This window comes from Pyxidicoccus caerfyrddinensis, from assembly GCF_010894405.1.
In the GTDB taxonomy this organism is placed as follows: Bacteria; Myxococcota; Myxococcia; order Myxococcales; family Myxococcaceae; genus Myxococcus; species Myxococcus caerfyrddinensis.
Genome location: NZ_JAAIYA010000016.1, coordinates 95,586 through 114,010, shown reverse-complemented (window position 1 = coordinate 114,010; position 18,425 = coordinate 95,586). Strand labels below are relative to the sequence as shown.

Sequence of the window (18,425 nt, the reverse complement as noted above, 5' to 3'; positions counted from 1 at the left end):
CACCCCGCCGCCCTCTTCTTCAGCTCAATACCTGTATCTACACTCAATTTACCCCATTGGAGAGGACGATTCCATGTCACGCATTCTCATCACGGGCAGTTCGAAGGGGCTGGGCAGGGCGACCGCGCTGGAGCTCGCGCGCCGGGGGCACGAGGTCATCGCGACGGCGCGCAAGGTGGAGACACTCGCGGACCTGCCCGTCGCCCAGCGCCTGTCGCTCGACGTGACGAGCGAGGCCTCGGTCCGGCGCGCCGTGGAGCAGGCCGGCCGGGTGGACGTGCTCATCAACAACGCGGCGGAAATCGCGGTGGCGCCACTGGAGTCGATTCCCTTCGAGGAGGTGCGCAACCTCTACGACATCAACGTCTTCGGGGCGCTCCGGATGATTCAGGCCGTCACCCCGGCGATGCGCGAGCGCCGCGCCGGCACGGTGGTCAACATCTCGTCCGTCGTCGGGCGCGTCTCGCTCCCCCTGACGGGCGTCTACAGCTCGACCAAGTGGGCGCTGGAGGCGCTGAGCGAGTCGCTGCGCCTGGAGCTCGGCCACTTCGGGGTCCGCGTCGTCCTGGTGGAGCCGGGGGAGATTGGGACGGGCGCGCTCGACGCGCCTCGCGCGTACTTCGGGGAGAACGACCCGTACCTGCCGCTCAAGGCCGAGCGACAGTTCCGCCCCCGGGAGAAGATGACGCCGCCGGAGACCATCGCGCGCACCATCGCCGACGCCGTGGAAGCGCCCGAGCAGCGGTTCCGCTGGCCCGCCGGCGCCGACGCGGAGGCGCTCCTGGCCTTGCGCGCGAAGCTGGATGACCCGGCCTTCGACACCGCCCTCCGCTCGGCCATCAAGCTCCAGTGGTGAGTCCCAGGCCCGCCGCGACGGCGGCCCGTCCGGGCGTCGTCCTCGTGATTCTCTGCTCGGCCGTGTTCATGGCCGCCCTGGACCTGTTCATCGTGAACGTCGCCCTGGGCGCCATCGGCACCGACTTCGGCGAGGGCTCGCTGTCGCAATTGAGCTGGGTGCTCAATGGCTACACCATCTTCTACGGCGCCCTGCTGGTCCCCGCGGGGCGCCTGACGGACTCGCTCGGGCGCAAGGCGGGCTTCCAGCTCGGGCTGGTGCTGTTCACGCTCGCCAGCCTCGGCTGCGCGCTGAGCGGCAACCTCTGGGTGCTGGTCGCATTCCGCTGCCTCCAGGCGGTAGGCGCGGCGGTGCTCACGCCCGCGAGCCTCGGGCTCGTCCTCACCACGCTCCCCGAGGAGAACCGTTCCCGCTCCATCCGCATCTGGGCGTCCAGTGGCGCGCTGGCGGGGGCCGCGGGGCCGGTGGTCGGCGGGCTGCTCGTCGCCAGCTCATGGCGGGGCATCTTCCTGCTGAACCTGCCCATCGGGCTCGCCGCGGTCCTGGCGGCCGCGAAGTTCGTCCCGTCCGTGAAGCAGGAGCGCGCCGCGCACCTGCCGGACTTCCTGGGCGGGGGGCTCCTCATCGTGGCCATCGGCACGCTCGCGCTGGGGCTCATCGAAGCACCCGGCTGGGGGTGGAGCAGCACCGCGGCCACGCTCTGCTGGGTCATCTCCGCGGCCGCGCTGGGGGCGTTCGTCTACAGTTCGGCGAAGCACCCGAGTCCGGTCATCGAGCTGTCGCTCATGAAGCACCGGACGTTCGCCTGGTCCAACATCACCGTGCTGCTGCTGTCGGTGACGTTCGCCGCGGAGCTGCTGTCCGTCATCCTCTTCATGGAGCAGCGCTGGCACTGGTCCGCGCTGCAGACGGGCCTCGCCGTGGCGCCCGGCCCCTGCATGGTTCCCATCTTCGCGCTCCTCGGCCAACGCCTGAGCCGGAAGCTCCCGGTGGGCATCGTCACCGGCCTGGGCGCGCTGCTGCAAGGGTTGGGAGCCACCGTCATCCTCCTGGCCGTCGGTCCAAGCCCGGACTACGTCACCGCCATCCTTCCCGGCTGGCTGCTGGTGGGCGCGGGAAATGGCCTGGCGTTTCCGACGGCCATCGCCTCCGCGACGGTGGAATTGCCCGCGCACCAGAGCTCCACCGGCAGCGCCGTGGTCAACATGAGCCGGCAGGTGGGCATGGTCCTCGGCACCAGCATCCTCGTCGTCATCCTGGGCGGAGCCGACGCGACGGGCCAGGGGGACACGTTCTTCCGGGGCTGGTGGTTCGCCTCGCTCGTGGCGCTGGTCGCTGCGGGCACCGCGCTGGGCATCTCCCGCCCGACCCGGGAGGCGGGTTCGCGCGCCTCGCCGTCCCAGGAGGCAACCTCATAAGAGCTGTCCCAGCGCCTTCGCTGAGTCCGAGCGCATCCGCGCTACGGAGCGCCCGGCAGGTCCCCTCCCCTGCCGGGCGCGCTCATCGCGGGGTCAGCGAGGGTGCGTGCCCTACAGCTTCGCCAGGGCCGCCTCGTAGTTGGGCTCCTGGCCAATCTCCGGCACCTGCTCGGCGTGGACGACCTTGCCGCTCTCGTCGAGGACCACGACGGCGCGCGAGTAGAGCCCGGCCATCCCTCCGTCCTGGATGGTCACCCCGTACTGCTTGCCGAAGTCGCCGCGGAAGCCCGAGAAGGACAGCGCCTTGTCGATGCCCTCCGCGCCGCAGAAGCGCTTGAGCGCGAACGGCAGGTCCATGGACACGTTGATGACGGTGACGTTCGGCTTCTCCGTCGCGCGCTTGTTGAACGTGCGCACCGACGTCGCGCACACCCCGGTGTCGATGCTGGGGAAGATGTTGAGCACGCGCTTGCCCGGGAGGGACGAGAGCTTCTTGTCCGCGAGGTCCAGGCCCGTGAGCGTGGCGTCCGGCGCCGTGCTGCCCACCGCGGGCAGGCTGCCCGCGGTGTTGATGGGATTGCCCTTCAAGGTGATGCGGGTCATGAGCGTGTCTCCTGGAATGTGAGTCGGCGGCCGTCGTAGCGGCATCCCGCGGTGCACGCCAGGGGTTCTCAGGGCTCGCGGTCTTGCACCGAACCACGGAGGCAGCCGGACGCTCTCTTCACCCTCGGCAGAAGTCTCCGCTGTGACGATGTTTCCCCAGATACCGGGGGAACGTGATGTCGCGATTCGTCAGGGGGCCGCTGGCCCTGGGGCTGCTCGGCTGGGCCCTGCTGTTCTCCGGGTGTACCGGGCGGGAGGACTCGCGTGTCTCGCCCTCCGACGGGCAGACGACCGCCTCCATGCAGGCGCCAGCAGCCCGCGAGCAGAAGCTCCCAGGGCCGCCCATCCGCATCGCGATGAGCGCGGCCTTCGTGTCCGAGTCGGGCATCGTCGTCTACTCACAGCTCGCGGACTGGCTCGCGCGGCAGCTCGGCCGGAAGGTCGAATTCGTGAGCGGCTTCTCCTACGGCACCATCGACGAGATGATCGACGACGGCGCCGTGGACGTGGCCTTCATCTGTGGCTACCCCTACGTGCTCAAGCATGACCGGCCCGAGCCCGTCATCGACGTGCTGGCCGCTCCGGTGATGAAGGCCCCCCGCTATCGGGACCAGCCCGTCTACTTCTCCGACCTCATCGTCCGCGAAGACAGCGGCTTCCGCCGGTTCGAGGACCTGAAGGGCGCGACGCTCGTCTACAACGAGGAGACCTCGAACTCCGGCTACAACATGCCCCGCTCCTTCCTCATCGAGCGCGGGCTCACGCAGGGGTTCTTCGGGAAGGTCATCCGCTCGGGCTCGCACGAGGAGTCCATCCGCATGGTGGCGAGCGGAGAGGCCGATGCGAGCTTCGTCGACAGCCTGGTGCTCGACTACGACAGGCAGCTGCACTTCGGGTCCGCCGGCAAGGTCCGCGTGCTGATGTCGCTGGGGCCCGAGGCCATCCCCCCTGTGGTGGTGTCGACGAAGATGGACCCGGAGCTGCGGCGACGCATGGGCTTCGCGCTGACGCACATGCACGAGGACGCGGAGGGACGCCGGATTCTCGACGCGGCGCTGCTCAGCCGCTTCGAGCCCGTGAAGGACGCCCACTACGATGGAATCCGCCGCCGTCATGCGCTCGCGCAGCGGACCGGGTTCCTGAGCCTCAGGTGAGGAACGCGATGCGGTTTGGGAGAGACCTGGCACGGCTGCGGTCCGGATTGATGCTGCGAATCGCCCTGCTGCTCTCCCTGTTCCTGCTCTTCCTGGGCGTGTCGCAGGGACTCATGGCCGAGGTGGCCCGGGCCAAGCGCGCGGACGCCGCCATCCTCAACGTCGCGGGCTCGCTCCGGATGCTGGCCGAGCGGTACACGCGCGAGACGAACCTGGCCCTGGTGGGGCTGTCCCAGCGGGACTGGGGACTGCTCCTGGATGAGCGCGCGGAGGCACAGCTGACCGCCCGCCAGTTCCACGAGCGCGTGTCGGCCCTGCGCGTGGGCGGCACCGTGGAGCTGGGCGGATTCCAGGTCACCGTTCCCGCCACCCGGAACCCGGACCTGCGCAACTCGCTGGGAGCGCTCGACAAGGGGTTCCACGACCTGGGGTACGCGGGCGTCATGGCGCTGCGCGCCGAGCGCGGCGAGCTGACGCACAACCCGCACATCGACAGCATCCAGCGGAAGTCCGGAGAGCTCGTCGAGCAGACGGACTGGTACGTGGCCCGCCTCCAGGGGCGGAGCGACCAGACACTGGAGCGGCTGCGCTGGCTGCAGGGGGCCACGCTCCTGGCGGGCCTTGGCCTGTTCACCGTGCTCCTGCTGTTCGTCTACCACCGCGTCGTGCTCCCGCTCGATGCCTCGGTGCGGACCGTCCGGCAAAGCGAGGAGATGCACCGGGCCCTGTTCGAGGGTGCGCTCGTGGGGCTGTGGCAGGTGTCCGGCGGCCGCTTCGTCCGCGCCAACCGGAAGGCGGCGAACCTGTTCGGGCATGCGGAGCCGGCCGGGCTCGAGGGCCAGTCCCTGGATGACGCGCTCGGAGCAACGGCGGCGGCGCTGCGCGAGCAGCTCACCGGGGGCAGCGCGGTCCCCGAGTACGAGCTCGAGCTTCCCGACGGGAAGGGGGGCCTTCGCTGGCTGGCCCTCTCGGCCTCCCGGTACCCGGACCGCGACCTCATCGAGGGCACGGTGGTCGACATCACCCCCCGGAGACGGGCCGAGGAAGCGCTGCGGAAGACCCAGGCACGGCTGCTCCAGTCGGCGCACCGCGCGGGACAACTGCACATCGTCAGCTCGCTCGTCGAGTGCTCGCAGGCCCTCATCTGCGTGAAGGACGCGCGAGGGCGGATTCTCAGCATCAACCGCCGGTTCGCGGAGGTGCTGGGCGCTCGCGAGCGGGGGGAGCTGATTGGCCGGACCGACGCGGAGCTCTTCCCGGCGGAAGTCGCGGAGCGCTTCCGGGCGGCGGACCGTCAGGTGCTCGAGGAGAACGTGAGCCTGGAGTCCGAGGACGTCTTCCCGGGGCCCGACGGGCCGCACACCTATCTGATTCAGAAGTTCCCGCTGAGGGACGCGACCGGAGCCATCCACGCGGTGTGTGGAATCGCCACCGACATCACCGAGCGCAAGCGGGCGGAAGAGGCCCTGCGGCTGCTGTCGGACACCAGCCGCCGGCTCGCCTCCTCCCTGGACTTCGACGTGACGCTCGACACGGTGGCGCACCTGCTCATCCCCGCGCTGGCACGCGCCTGCGTGCTCCTGGTCCAGGAGCCCACGGACGAAGGAGGCTCCCGCTGGCGGACGGTGTTCGCCGACGCGGATGCGGCACGGGAGCGGAGCCAGCGGGAACGAGGGCTGGAGGTCTCCCCGAAGCAGCTCTCGCGATGGCTCGAGGCCGTGCGTGACGGGCGCGGCGCGAGTGCACCTGCCAGGGTGTCTTCGCCGGACGCTCCTCCCGCCTGGGCGACGCCGCTGCGCGTCCGGGGCGAGGTGCTGGGCCTGTACGTGCTCTACCCGGAGCCCGGGCGCCCGGCGTACTCCGAGGCGGAGCTGGCGCTCATCGAAGAGGTCTCCCAGCGCGGGGGACTGGCCATCGATGCCGCGCGGCTCTACCGCCGCTCCCGCGAGGCGACACAGGCGCGCGAGGAGTTCCTCTCCATCGCTTCCCACGAGCTGAAGACTCCGCTCACGTCGCTCAAGCTGCACCTGCAGTCCGTGGAGCGGGAGGCGCTGCGCGCCAGGCCCGCGCCGGACTCCGCGCGCATCACCCGGCTGCTCCGCCTGGCGGACCGCCAGTTGAACCGGCTGCGGGAGCACATCGACAACCTGCTCGACGTGTCGCGCATCCTCACCGGGCGGATGGAGCTGAGCTTCGGAGACGTGGAGCTGTCCGAGGTGGTGGGGAATGTGTTCGCGGGGCTCGACGAGGAGCTGTCCCGGGGCCGCATCCCCATCCGCTTCGAACAGGACGGGCCCATCCACGCGCGGTGGGACCGTCCCCGCATCGAACAGGTGGTCGCGAACCTGGTGGGCAATGCCATCAAGTATGGCGAGCAGAGACCCGTGCTCGTGTCCGCGAGGGCCCGGGACGACCGGGTGCGACTGATGGTGCAGGACCAGGGACCGGGCATCGCGCCGAAGGACCGGGAGCGCATCTTCCAGGTGTTCGAGCGGGCGGTGCGGGGGACGAACATCTCCGGCTTCGGCCTGGGGCTCTATGTGACGCGGCAGATCGTCCAGGCGCATGGGGGCTCCATCCAGGTGGAGGACACGCCCGGAGGAGGAACGACGTTCGTCGTCGAGCTGCCGGTGGACCCGGAGTCGCCAACGGAGACGGCCGGAAGGCGGTACCCGCCGGGGCTGGACTCCGGCGAGGAGAGCCAGGCGACGTGCTGAGCGGACTCGACTCCGGGGACCTGGGGACGAACCCTTCCGCACCGGCCCACCGCGACCTTTACGCCGTAGAACAGGTGGCCGAAGCTGACGCGAATGGCGAAATACACGGTCAAGCTCTCCAAGGTTCCAGCAGGTCATCAACTTCCGCCGCTGCTCGAGGACGTCGGCGCCTGGGTGGGCCGGCAGACCCACGGAACCCTGGGCTGGTTCGACACGCTCGCGGCCGAGGCCATTCCGAAGGAATGGAATCCGGAGAACGCAGCCCGACTCCGGCGAGACGCCTTCGCGTTCCTGCAGCTTCCGGACGGCTCGCTGCTCGCGCTCGTGAACACGGGAGCCAAGACCCCGCCCGCGGTGGCGCTGCTCGGCTCGGAGGGCGAGGCGCGGACCGTCGCGAACAGCCTCGAGGAGTTCCTGACGCTGTGGTCCAAGGGCGAGACAGACATCGACGAGCTCGACGACGAGGAGGGAGCCTCCGGCCGGAAAGCACTGGCTGCGTGGCTCAAAACGCAGAAGGTCAAGGTGCCGAAGGCGAAGGACTTCGACTTCGCGGCCTGGCTCGACGGTGACGCCGCGGCCCCGCCCGCGCCGGCGGCCCCCGTCAGAAAGAATGCGCCGACCGCGGTGATGAAGAAGCTCGGCCCGAAGACTCGAGCACTCGCGTCCATTCTCGGAAAGCGCGCGGACGCCCCCGAGGTCATCGCCTATGTGACCGGGGTGCTCGGCAAGAAGGTGCCGCCATCGACCAGCGAGAACAATGACTCAGTGAATGTCGAGGCACCGAAGCACGGCGTCGAGCTCGTCTTCTCACACGACATCCTGAACGACGCCTATCCGCCCATCCCCAAGACCCCCAAGACGTTCATCCCCTACGTCGCCTCCGCATGGGTGCGGTCGAAAATCGAGGAGACCGTGCTGGGGGTGCCGTGGAAGGGGGCCTCGGAGGCGGAGCTCACGAAGCTGCTCGGAGCGCCCACCGGCCGCCGGTCCTCCTTCGCGGACGAGGATGAGCTCACCGTCGCCTACTGGACCTACGCGCTCGACACCGGAGCGCAGGTGGAGCTCGAGATTGAGTTCGACGACGTCATCACCGTCACGCTCGGCGTGAAGGGCGGCGGTGCGCTCATGCGGTATCCGGACGTCACGACGGGGCTCTTCGTGGGTTATGCCGCGACCCGAGGCCTGCTCGACACCTCGCGGTTCCCGGCGCACCGCGAGCTGCTCGCGGCAGTCGCGGCGCGCAAGGCGAAGGGTTCGGAGCTCGTGAAGCAGGCGCTTCCGCGCGGCCTCTGGGACGACCACCTCCGCGATGCTCCGGGGCTTGGCACGATGGCGTGGCGCTGGTTCCACAACATGAACGGGCTGTGGATTACGGCCGACCTCAAGAAGACGTTCGGAAAGCGCGCGGGCCGCTTCGGCCACGACGAGCCGAAGCTCGATGACGACACCTGGGACGCCGTCGACAAGGCGGCGGCGCTCCTGGACAAGCGCTTCGCGGCGTGGATTGGGAAATAGCCTTCGAGGCCTGCCAGGTCACCGGCGTCGGACCCGCCGAGCGCCGCGCCCGCCGCCCCCGCGCGGTGCGTGCCGGGGCGCCCCGTCCCGCGTGCCTGCCCAGGTGTGCACCGGCCATTCCTAGCTTGGGAGGTGCGGGGACGCTCCGACCGCGCCCCCCTGCGGAGGAAGAGCACCATGACCCTGGAAACCCAGCGTGCACAGGCCCGGGCGGGCGGCGGGCTTCCGCCCGGGATGACGCCTGACCTGGTGGAGCAACTTCGGGCTCAGCTGCGGGGCGGACTCGTCCGGCCCGGAGACGCCGACTACGAGGAGAGCTGCCGCGTCTACAACGCCATGATTCAGAAGCACCCGGCACTCATCGCCCGGTGCGCCGACGTGGCGGATGTCATCGCCTCGGTCGGCTTCGCCCGCGAGCAGGGCGTCACCCTGGCCATTCGCGGAGGTGGGCACAACGGCGGCGGACTGGGCATCTGCGAGGGGGGCCTGGTCGCGGACCTGTCGCGAATGCGGGGCGTGCGGGTGGACCCCGCCGCGCGCACGGTGCGGGTCGCCGGTGGCAACGTCTGGGGTGACGTAGACCATGCCACGCACGCGTTCGGCCTCGCCGTCCCCTCGGGCATCATCTCCACCACGGGCGTGGGGGGGCTCACCCTGGGCGGCGGCCTGGGCCACCTCTCGCGCCGCTACGGCCTCACCATCGACAACCTGCTCGCCGTGGACCTGGTGCTCGCGGATGGGCGCTTCGTCACCGCGAGCGCCGAGCAGCACCCGGACCTGTTCTGGGCGGTGCGCGGCGGCGGCGGCAACTTCGGCGTCGTCACTTCCTTCCTCTTCCGGGCCCACCCGGTGGACAACGTCATCGGCGGCCCCACCCTCTGGCCCGTGGAGCGCGCGGTGGAGGTGATGCAGTGGTACCGCGAGTTCATCACCGCCGCGCCGGAGGAGCTCGGCGGCTTCTTCGCCTTCATGACGGTGCCGCCCGTGGCGCCCTTCCCCGAGCAGTTGCACCTCAAGAAGATGTGCGCGGTGGTGTGGTGCTACACCGGGGACCCGGCGCGCGCGGATGAGATATTCGCGCCGGTGCGGGCGCTTTCCCCGGCGCTGCACGGCGTGCAGCCCATGCCCTACCCCGCCCTGCAGAGCATGTTCGACGGGCTCTACCCGCCCGGCCTGCAGTGGTACTGGCGCGCGGACTTCGTGAAGGAATTGTCAGACGCGGCCATCGCCAGGCACGCGGAGTTCGGCGAGCAGCTGCCGACGATGCACTCCACCATGCACTTCTATCCCATCGACGGGGCGGTGCACCGGGTGCGCCCCGACGAGACCGCCTTCAGCTTCCGGGATGTGCGCTGGGCCGAGGTCATCGTCGGCGTGGACCCCTCGCCCGCCAAGGCGCAGGAAATCTCCGCCTGGACGAAGGACTACTGGAACGCGCTGCACCCCTACTCCGCGGGCGGCGCCTACGTGAACTTCATGATGGATGAGGGCCAGGAGCGCGTGCAGGCCACGTACCGGGACAACTACGCCCGGCTGGTCGAGGTGAAGAAGCGCTACGACCCGGACAACCTCTTCCACGTGAATCAGAACATCCGCCCCGCCACGACCGGGGCCGAGGAGCTGCCGCACTGAGGCGGCTCCTCCGGCGCACGTCGAGGACCCAGGGCTGGCGACCCGGTTTCACCGGGTCGCCGTTCTGCCTTCGCGCGGCGGACTCAGCGCTTCGGTGCCTTGCCTGAGGACTTCGTCACGAACTCGACGCGGCGGTTCAGGCGCTGCTCCTCGGGGGTGCCGTTCCCATTCACGGGGCGGTCGGACCCGTAGCCCTTGGCGACCAGGCGGGAGCCCGAGACGCCGCGCTGGATGAGGTACCTGCGCACCATGTCCGCGCGCTGCTGACTCAGCGTGCGATTGAGCGTCTCCGGACCGGTGTTGTCCGTGTGCCCCTCGATGCGGACCGTGAGCCTGGGGTGGGCCTTCAGATAGGCCGCGACGGCATCCAGCTGCCGCTTCTCTTCGTCCTCGAGGGTCGACTGTCCCACCGGGAAGAGGACGTGGTGGTCCATCGGCGGCTCGGTCTGCTCTGCCGGGGGCGCGGCAGGAGGCGGCTCCTCGCGCGGAGCTTCCGGAGGCGGCGCCTCGGCGGGCTTCTCCTCCTTGACGGGGCAGCCGCGATTCGCCGCGACGCCGGCCTCCTTGGGGCAGGCGTCCTCGTCATCCGGAATGCCATCGCCATCCGCGTCGGGCGCGGGGCACCCCTGGTAGCGCGGGAGCCCCGGCTCGGAGGGGCACTTGTCCAGGCGGTCCACGACGCTGTCCCCATCCGAGTCGCCATCCGGACAGCCCGCGTTCTCCACCACGCCGGCCTCGAGCGGGCAGCGGTCCTGCGCGTTGGCCACCGAGTCGCCATCGTCGTCCAGGTCCGGGCACTGCTCGGGCGTGTGGGTCCGTCCGCCCTTGCACGGGTCCTCGCGCGAAGGCGGCGTGTGGGCCCAGGCGATGCCCGCGTTGATGCGGAGCGAGGGCGTGCCCGGAATGTCCGTGAAGCCATGCCCCGCCAGCGCGAAGGCCTCGAAGCCGTGGCCCACCGGCAGCCGCAAGCCGCCGAGCAGCTCCAGCGCCACATCCGACTCCACGAGCGACTCGGACGCCTGCAGGGCGACTTCGCCGCGCAGGCCCTCGCCGCGCGTGGCCACCACCAGCGACTGCTCCAGCTCGCTTCCGAAGTCGCGGCCGGGTTGGACCTCCGTGGAGCGAATCCTCACGCCCACGCTGGCGCCCAGCGACACCGGGCCCACCTCGCGTCCCACGGCCACCCGGGGCGCGACCTGGAACCCGGCCCAGCCGTCCTGCCGGCCGAACGCGCTCGCCGTACCGCCGGGCAGTCCGATGTCCAGGCCGAGGCCGAGGAACACCGGCGCACCGTCCTCGCGGCGAAGCAGCGAGTAGCGCGCGCCCAGCTCCGGCGTCCCGAGCCCGAAGGACTTCGGCTCCGTCACGCCGACCAGCTGGTCCGCGCCACTGCCGCCCTGGGTGATGATGACGGGCAGCTTCGCGGACAACTCCAGGCGCTCGGTGGGTGACCACGCACCGGCGAGCCAGCTCGCCACGCGGTAGTCGATGATGTCGCGCTCCACGCCATCAGCGCCCTCCAGCAGCAGGATGCCGCGCTCGTAGCCGACCATGAGCATCAGCCGGTAGCCGCCCTCGGGGAGCACGTGGCCGGTGTCCACCAGCATCGAGTCCGTCGCCCCGGGACTGAAGCGCAGGCGCTCCAGGTCCATGGGGAGGACGGGCCCGGCGCTCTGGGCCAGAGCGGCGGGGGCGAGGAAGACGGCCAGCAGCGCGGCCAGCGCCCGGCACGGAGCCTGTGTACGCAAGGAGAGGTCCATTCGCGAAGAAGGGGGTTCGTGCGAGCTGTTCAGGAGCGGCGACGGCGCAGGCCGCTCCACAAAGCCATTGCCACCAGGAGCACCAGCGACGCGGCCGTCCCGCTGCCCGTGCTCTGGCAGCCGCCTCCGGCGATGGACACCACCGGGGTCTGCACCGTCACCTGGAAGAAGCACTGCGCCGAGTTACCGGCCGCGTCCGTGACGGTGTAGGAGACGCGCGAGACCCCCGTCGGGAAGCGGCTGCCCGAGGGCGGCGAGGCGGTCACCGTCGGCACGGAGACGGCGTCGGAGACCACGGGGGGCTCGTACGTCACGGGTGTGCCCGAGGGCCCCTCCGGGGCCAACTCCACGTCCGCCGGGCACGTCACGGTCGGGTCCGTGGTGTCCTCGACGATGACCTGGAACGTGCACGTGGCCGTGTTGCCCGCCGCGTCCGTGGCGGTGACGGTGACATCCGTGGTGCCGAGCGGGAAGGTGCTGCCCGAGGCCGGCGAGGACGTCACGGTGGGATTGGTCGTGACGACATCCGAAGCCGTCCCCGGTGCCCAGGTGTCGGTGGCCCCCGCGGCGCTCGTGGCCTCCACCCTCCGCGACGCGGGACACCTGAGGGTGGGAGGCCGCGTGTCCACGACGGTGAACTGGAACGTGCACGTCGCCGTGCTGCCCGAGCCGTCCGTCGCGGTGGCCGTGACAGTGGTGCTCCCGAGGGGGAAGGTGCTCCCGCTGGGAGGCGAATAGGTGATGGTGGGGTTGGGGGTCTCCACGTCGGTGGCGGTGGCGGGCGGCCAGCTTCCCGGGGCGCCGTTGGGGCCCGTCGCTTCGCTCACGGTGTTCGCGGGGCAGGTGATGGCGGGGCCCGTGTTCGTGACGTTGAGGTCCACCGTGGCGACATTGCTGTCCAGGCCGCAGTCCCGGACCCGGAAGGTGAAGCTGTCGGGGCCCGCGTAGCCCGGCGTGGGCGTGTACGTGAGGTTCGGCGGCGTGCCGCTCAGCGTCCCGTGCTGGGGAGGCGTGACAACCGTCCAGCTCAACGTCTGCCCCGCGTCCGGGTCCGTCCCCACGAGGGTGATGGCCACGGGAACACCGGGGGTCGTGGACACCGTCTGCGGCTGCGCCGTGGGCGCGGCATTGGGGACCACCGTCACCATGCGCCCGCCCGGGATGGCATTGGCGAAGACGGACAGCGCATACGGCCCCAGCGGGACGTCGGCCGGGACGGTCACTGTCGCGCTCGTGCGGGACATGCCGGTGGCGGGAAGCGTCCAGAGTCGCCCGCCCTCCGCGCCCCGCAGGCGCACCAGGGGGAAGTCCGTCGGGGAGTCAGAGTAGGAGCCGCCGCTCGCGCCCGAGACGCCCTGGAAGCGCAGGCCCTGGAGGACGCTCGGACAGGCTTGGACGAGGACATCCGGCTGACTCACCACCGGGCGCCACGCGGGCTGCGCGCCGGTGTCGTCGTACAGCTCGGCCCCCGTCGCGGCCGTGCCACCCGCGAGCAGCACCTCGCCCGAGGGCAGGGCCACGGCGATGAGCCCCCCGCGCGCGGACGGAGCACTGACGGACGTCCAGTCGCGAATGGAGGGGTCATAGACCTCCGCCGAGGTGGAGGGCGTGCCCGGCGCGCTCAGGCCCCCCGCGACCAGGACCTTGCCCGACGGCGCGAGCGTCGCGGTGTGGTACCCGTGTGCCTGGGGGAGCGGGGGCCCCCCGGCCCACGAGTTGGTGGCGGCGTCATAGAGCGCCGTCGACGTGAGCCCGAAGGCGCCCGAGAGCCCGCCCGCCGCCAGCACCTGCCCGGACGGCAGCAGCGTCAGCGTGAGACCCTCGCGGCCCTGCCCCAGTCCGGAGGCGGGAGCCCAGGTGTTGTTGGCCGGGTCGTACACCTCCGCCGTGACGAGCGCCGTACCGCCGCCGTCGCGGCCGCCCGCGACGAGCACCCTGCCATCGGGAAGCAGCGCGGCGGCATGCGCGGACCGGGCCGTGGCCAGGGAGGCCGCGGGGGTCCACGTGTTGGCCGCGGGGTCATACAGCTCCGTCGTCGCGAGCACCGTGGCGTCGCGCTGCCCGCCCACGACGAACACCCTGCCGTCGGCGAGGAGCGTGGCGGTGTGGAAGTGCCGGGCGCCGACGAGCGCTGCCGCCGGGCTCCAGGCATTGGCGGTCGCATCGTAGCGATCGGTGGAGGCCACCGAGGTTCCGCCGTTCGAGCCACCCACGACGAGCACCGCGCCCGAGCGCAGCACGGTCGCCGTGGCGCGCTCGCGAGGGATGGAGAGGTTCGGCGCGGGCGTCCAGGTGTTGCCCGTCCGGTCATAGAGCTGCGCCGAGGCCAGCGCCGCGCCGCCGCCGTCGCGTCCACCCGCGACGAGGACCCGGCCCGTGGGCAGCAGGGCCACCACGGGGTCCACCCGGGCGCCGCCTGGCGCGCCGGCCGGGGTCCACGCGTTGACGCCCGGGTCATAGAGCTCCGTGCTCTCAAAGAAGGTCAGGCTCGGCGCCTGGGTGTAGCCGCCCGCGACCAGCACCTTGCCGGACGGCAGCAGCGTCGCGGTGTGGTTCTCCCGCCCAACCACCATCGTGCCCCCGGCGGACCACAGCCCGGTGGCGGGGTCATAGATTTCCGAGACCTGCTGCGGAGCCGCGCGGAAAACGGAGCCGCCGGTGACCAGGACCCTGCCGTCCGGCAGCAGCGTGGCCATGTGGCCCGAGCGTGCGAAGGCCAGGCTGCCCGTGGCGGTCCACGTGTTGCTCGCCGGGTCATACAGCTCCGCCTGGGTCGTGCTGCCGCCGCTGGTGAAGCCGCCGGCAATCAGCACGCGGCCATCGGGAAGCAGCGTGCTGGTGAAGTAGTGCCGCGCGACGAGGGGTGGCGCGGCGGCGGTCCAGGTGCCCGTCGCGGGGTCATAGAGGTCGGCGCCGGGGACCTCACCGGCCTGGTCGAAGCCGCTCACCGCGAGCACCCGGCCGTCCTGGAGCCGCGTGGAGGAGTGCGCCCCCCGGCCCAGGGTCATGTTGCCGGCGGGGGAGAACGTGTTGGTGGCGGGGTCGTACAGCTCGGCGGAGGTGAGCCGGACGCCTCCGCTCCCCGTGCCACCGGCGACCAGCACCTTCCCCGAGTCCAGGGCGGTAAGGGTGGGCAGGCCGCGGGTGGCCGCCATGGGGCCCGTGGCCGTCCAGGCACCCGTCACGGGGTCGTAGAGGCGCCCGACCGCGGACCCATCCGTCAGCGCGAGCGCCCTGCCATTGGGGAGGAGCACGGCCAGCGTGACGTTGCCCTGGATGCCGGGTGCTCCCGCGGAGGTCCAGGTATTGGTGGCCGGGTCGTAGAGTTCCGCGGTGGTGACGAAGCCCGTCCTGCTGACGCCATTGATGACCAGGAGCTTGCCGGAGCCGAGCAGCAAGGCGGCATGCTGCGCGCGCGGAGCGGCCATGGACGCGGTCGCGGTCCAGCCGGGGGCCACGGCCAGGGGCGCGGCGATGGAGGCCACGACGTTGCCGTCGGCGGGCTCCGGGCCCTCCTTCGCGCAGGACCACAGGAGCGCGCTCCCCACGAGGGCCAGGACGCTGCTCCAGACATTGCGGTGTAACAGCATCACGGGAACTCCGGTTCGAGGACCGTTCAGGGTTATACACTCGATAGAGGTCGACGCGATGAATGGAGTAGGCCGGCCACCGCCTCCGGGTCAGACCACGCAGGTCGTCAGCACGTACGACGCATGCTCAGGGGACCTGCCCACCCGCGCGGAAGAGCTCCCGGCCCGACTCCATGACGAAGTCGAACTCGGCCCAGGTGGCCGCGATGGCCTGCTGCCCTCCAGGATCTAGGCCCAGGTCGGTCGTGAAGGGGTGGCTCGCGTGGTCGCCCCAGCTCACGTGGAACGTGCCAGGGAGGGGACCGTAGCCTCGCAGCGCACGCACGGAAGCCTTCGCCTCGATGATGGCCTGATAGCAGGCGCGGTCGGTGTGCTGGACGTCGCGGAACTGCTTCAAGAACGCAATCGTCACGTCGTTCATGGCGAAGCTCCGCGCGATCGACGAAGCCCACCCGCCCGAGGAATCCATCGGCCTGATGAGCTCGCCGATGACCTCGGCGACGGAGCGCACCGGCCCGGGGGAGACCTCGCTCCGCGTTACCTCCAGGATGCGGGCCCGCTCGCCGCGCGTCTCGGGGCTGTGCCGCGCGAGGACCTCCCCCAGCACCGAGAGGTGCTCAAGCGCGCGGCCCGAGCGGCGCACCTCCACGTCGACCACGCTCTTGGGGAAGCCGTAGATTTCGCGCCCGGCCGCCGCGGCGGCACCCGTCGAAACGAAGACATGCGGCATGAACCAGACCAGCCGCTCGGGGATGAGCCCACCCGTCCCCGCTCGCATGGCCCAGGCCGGCACCCAGAAGGCGATGTCCGTCTCCGGCATGTAGCCGAGGCGGCGGTGCTCGGGGTCTCCGGAGAAGGCGCGCCCGGCGAAGGCCGAGGTGAGCACGACGAAGGGCGCCGCGGGCACGTACCGGACGTGTCCCCGCGCCGGGACGTTCAGGTACCGATCCAACAGCGCGCCGAGCGCGCCCTGCCGGGCCCGCAGCACGAGCGCGGTCAGCCACACGTCTTCCATCACATAGGGTGAGCGCAATGACATCTCACCGGGGCGGTCGACGTAGAGGGGAAGGGAGACCTCCGGCTCGGCGCGGGGCCGCGGAACCTCACCGACGATGGAGACCTCCGCGCCGAGCGCCCGCGCCGCCATCAGGCCGGACATCGTCGCCGCTTCGATACAACCCAGGTCATAGCCGGTCCGCGTCCAGTCACCCGCCAGCACCAGTCCCTCGAAGCCCGACGCGTCGGGGGCGATGCGGTGCTTCTGCGAGCCCGGCACCGACAGCACGTAGCGGTCCGAGGGGTCCGCGTTGACGCGCAGGTATTGCGAGCGCAGGCGCTCGGGCCCGGTGCGCCCTTCCGCATCGAAGAGGAGCTCCCACCGCAGCCCCCCGCGCGCGTCGGCTCCGCCCGGCCAGAGGTGCGCGAGCTGCTCACCGACGGCGCCGCGGGCGACAGCCTCCAGCGCCGCCCGGTCGCCGACGCGCGGGTCGCTCGCGGCGACGGGGTCATCGCCGTGCCCGAGCTGGCCGCAGGCGTAGAGGATGCCCTGGACGCCGTCACCCGCCTTCCAGCCCTCGGTGGGGATGAGATGTGACATGTCCGCCCAGGTCTCGAGCGGCACCTGGTAGGCGGTCATCATGGGCGCGTCCGCGCTCGAGGCGAGCGGCCCGAGGGGCTCGGTCACCCAAAGCTGCGCCGACACCGTGCGGACCGTCTTGACGTGCTCCACCATGCGCCGCCACCTCGGGCTCGCCGCGATGAGCTCCGAGGCGACGGACGGAAGCGCGCCCAACGAGATGCCGAGCAGGACCCGGTCGAAGTCGGTGCCATGCCGCAGCGTCCGTTGCTCGACGGGGGTCCAGTCGCTCCAGAAGGAGGCGAGGCCCGCGCCGTGGCGGGAGAGCGCCTCGCCCTCGACGAGCTGGCCGTAGAGGGGCTGCTCCGGCCAGCACGGCAGACCGCCCACGTCGATGAGCGGGCGATAGACGCCGTCCGTGGGCGTGGCCTGCCGGTCCACGACGACGCGCTCCACGCGCCGCTGGTCAACGGACAGCTCCAGCCGCCGCACGCGGTGGAAGAACTCGAAGCGGACGCCGCGCCGGCGCAGGACCTCGTACAGGGGCGCGAAGACCGTCTCTCCCATGCCCGCGCGCATCTTGTAGAAAACGGCGCCCCGGTAGCAGGTGAACATGCGCAGCATGCCGAGGACGGCGAGCCCCGCGCCCGACCCGTCGCCGTCGCAGAAGGCGAAGTGGTAGAAGGCGCGAATCAGCCCGCTCGACACCGTCATCTCGGAGGCGCCGTGCTTGCGGAGCCAGTCGCTGTATTCGATTGCGTCGAGCGCCTCGACGTCTACGTCCGGTCCGAGGATGCCGTCGCGCAGGATGCCGATGAGCGAGACGGCGCTGAACTCGAGGACGACCCATACCCGCCGCAGCTGGGTGTCGGCCTCCAGGTCGCGCCGCGCCAGGGAGCGGAGCCGCTCGAGCAGTGAGCGGACACCGTCCGCGAGGGCCCGCGCCGCCTCGCCGACGAGCAGCGAACCTTCCATTGCGAGCACGCGCTGGAGCAGGCCCCGGAGCTGCCCGGTCACGTCGGCGACCTCGGGGCGGGCGCCCTTCCCCTGCTTCCACCAGGCGAGCGCATACCGCAGCACGTGGGCCGCGGCACCGCGGATGGCCTCCCCGGCCCCTGGGAGTGGACGCCCGTCGCCGGGCCACTCGGAGGTCTCCGGAAAGGTGACGCTCCAGTGCTCCCAGCCGCGACGGGTCTTCTCCCCGACGCTGATGGCGCCGTGCTTGACGAAGGCGTCGCGCAGCGTGCGCATCGCGGCGCCGGGAGGGCGGCCGAGCTCCTCGTAGCAGCGACGCAGCAGCGTGAAGGCGTTCTCGTAGTACCCGAGCCAGACGTGCAGGCCGTGCTCCTCGATGCGCCCGCGCGCGTCCCGGTTGCGGACGCTGGCGCCCTTCCCGCCGAGCAGCCACCCGTCCTGGTACACGGTGAGCGCGTAGCGCGCGCGAAGCTCCGGCGTATCGGTCAGGGCGAAGGCGGCCGAGAGCGAGGCCATGCCTCCACCGAGGATGGCCACCTTCTCACGACGGGGGAAACTCTGGGGCTGAGACATGACGACAACCTTCCAGACGCGACTGGAGGTGTCGAGCGAGGCAGGAAAGCGGCGCG

10 protein-coding genes are annotated in these 18,425 nt (G+C 71.2%); 6 read left to right on the top strand and 4 right to left on the bottom strand.

The features are described from left to right. Positions 1 to 73: 73 nt before the first annotated feature. Both G4D86_RS32780 and G4D86_RS32775 read left to right on the top strand, forming a co-directional pair. Entirely contained in the window at positions 74 to 856 is a 783-nt protein-coding gene (locus G4D86_RS32780; protein WP_163998027.1) for an SDR family oxidoreductase, read from the top strand. Continuing rightward, positions 853 to 2,274: an MFS transporter gene (locus tag G4D86_RS32775; protein WP_205519921.1), complete on the top strand. Its 1,422-nt coding sequence runs from the start codon at positions 853 to 855 to the stop codon at positions 2,272 to 2,274. The genes G4D86_RS32780 and G4D86_RS32775 overlap by 4 nt, the downstream gene beginning before the upstream one ends. A 111-nt stretch (positions 2,275 to 2,385) precedes the next feature. Here the strand turns inward: G4D86_RS32775 and tpx are convergent, their stop codons facing one another. Next, positions 2,386 to 2,877: a thiol peroxidase gene (gene tpx, locus G4D86_RS32770; RefSeq protein WP_163998026.1), complete on the bottom strand. Its 492-nt coding sequence runs from the start codon at positions 2,875 to 2,877 to the stop codon at positions 2,386 to 2,388. 176 nt (positions 2,878 to 3,053) lie between these two features. Between tpx and G4D86_RS32765 the strand changes: the two genes are divergently transcribed. The 4 genes from G4D86_RS32765 (at position 3,054) to G4D86_RS32750 (ending at position 9,895) form a co-directional block, all read left to right on the top strand. Then, positions 3,054 to 4,031 carry a PhnD/SsuA/transferrin family substrate-binding protein gene (locus G4D86_RS32765; RefSeq protein WP_163998025.1) on the top strand — a complete coding sequence of 326 codons (978 nt, stop codon included), beginning with the start codon at positions 3,054 to 3,056 and terminating at the stop codon, positions 4,029 to 4,031. Positions 4,032 to 4,039: 8 nt separating this feature from the next. Then, positions 4,040 to 6,748, top strand: coding sequence for an ATP-binding protein (locus G4D86_RS32760; protein WP_163998024.1), 2,709 nt, complete (start codon positions 4,040 to 4,042; stop codon positions 6,746 to 6,748). Between the two features lie 93 nt (positions 6,749 to 6,841). Next, positions 6,842 to 8,263 (top strand): hypothetical protein, encoded by a 1,422-nt coding sequence (locus tag G4D86_RS32755; RefSeq protein WP_163998023.1) that lies wholly within the window; start codon positions 6,842 to 6,844, stop codon positions 8,261 to 8,263. A 177-nt stretch (positions 8,264 to 8,440) separates the two neighbouring features. Continuing rightward, positions 8,441 to 9,895, top strand: a complete 1,455-nt coding sequence (locus tag G4D86_RS32750) for an FAD-binding oxidoreductase (protein WP_163998022.1) — start codon at positions 8,441 to 8,443, stop codon at positions 9,893 to 9,895. An 83-nt stretch (positions 9,896 to 9,978) separates the two neighbouring features. Here the strand turns inward: G4D86_RS32750 and G4D86_RS32745 are convergent, their stop codons facing one another. From G4D86_RS32745 to G4D86_RS32735, 3 genes are all read right to left on the bottom strand, one after another. Continuing rightward, on the bottom strand, positions 9,979 to 11,643 hold the full coding sequence (locus G4D86_RS32745; RefSeq protein ID WP_240360595.1) for an OmpA family protein: 1,665 nt from the start codon (positions 11,641 to 11,643) through the stop codon (positions 9,979 to 9,981). Positions 11,644 to 11,684: 41 nt separating this feature from the next. Then, a complete protein-coding gene (locus G4D86_RS32740) occupies positions 11,685 to 15,245 on the bottom strand; it encodes an HYR domain-containing protein (protein ID WP_163998163.1) in 3,561 nt (1,186 codons plus the stop codon). 127 nt (positions 15,246 to 15,372) lie between these two features. Then, positions 15,373 to 18,369 (bottom strand): FAD-dependent oxidoreductase, encoded by a 2,997-nt coding sequence (locus G4D86_RS32735; protein ID WP_163998020.1) that lies wholly within the window; start codon positions 18,367 to 18,369, stop codon positions 15,373 to 15,375. Positions 18,370 to 18,425: the final 56 nt, after the last annotated feature.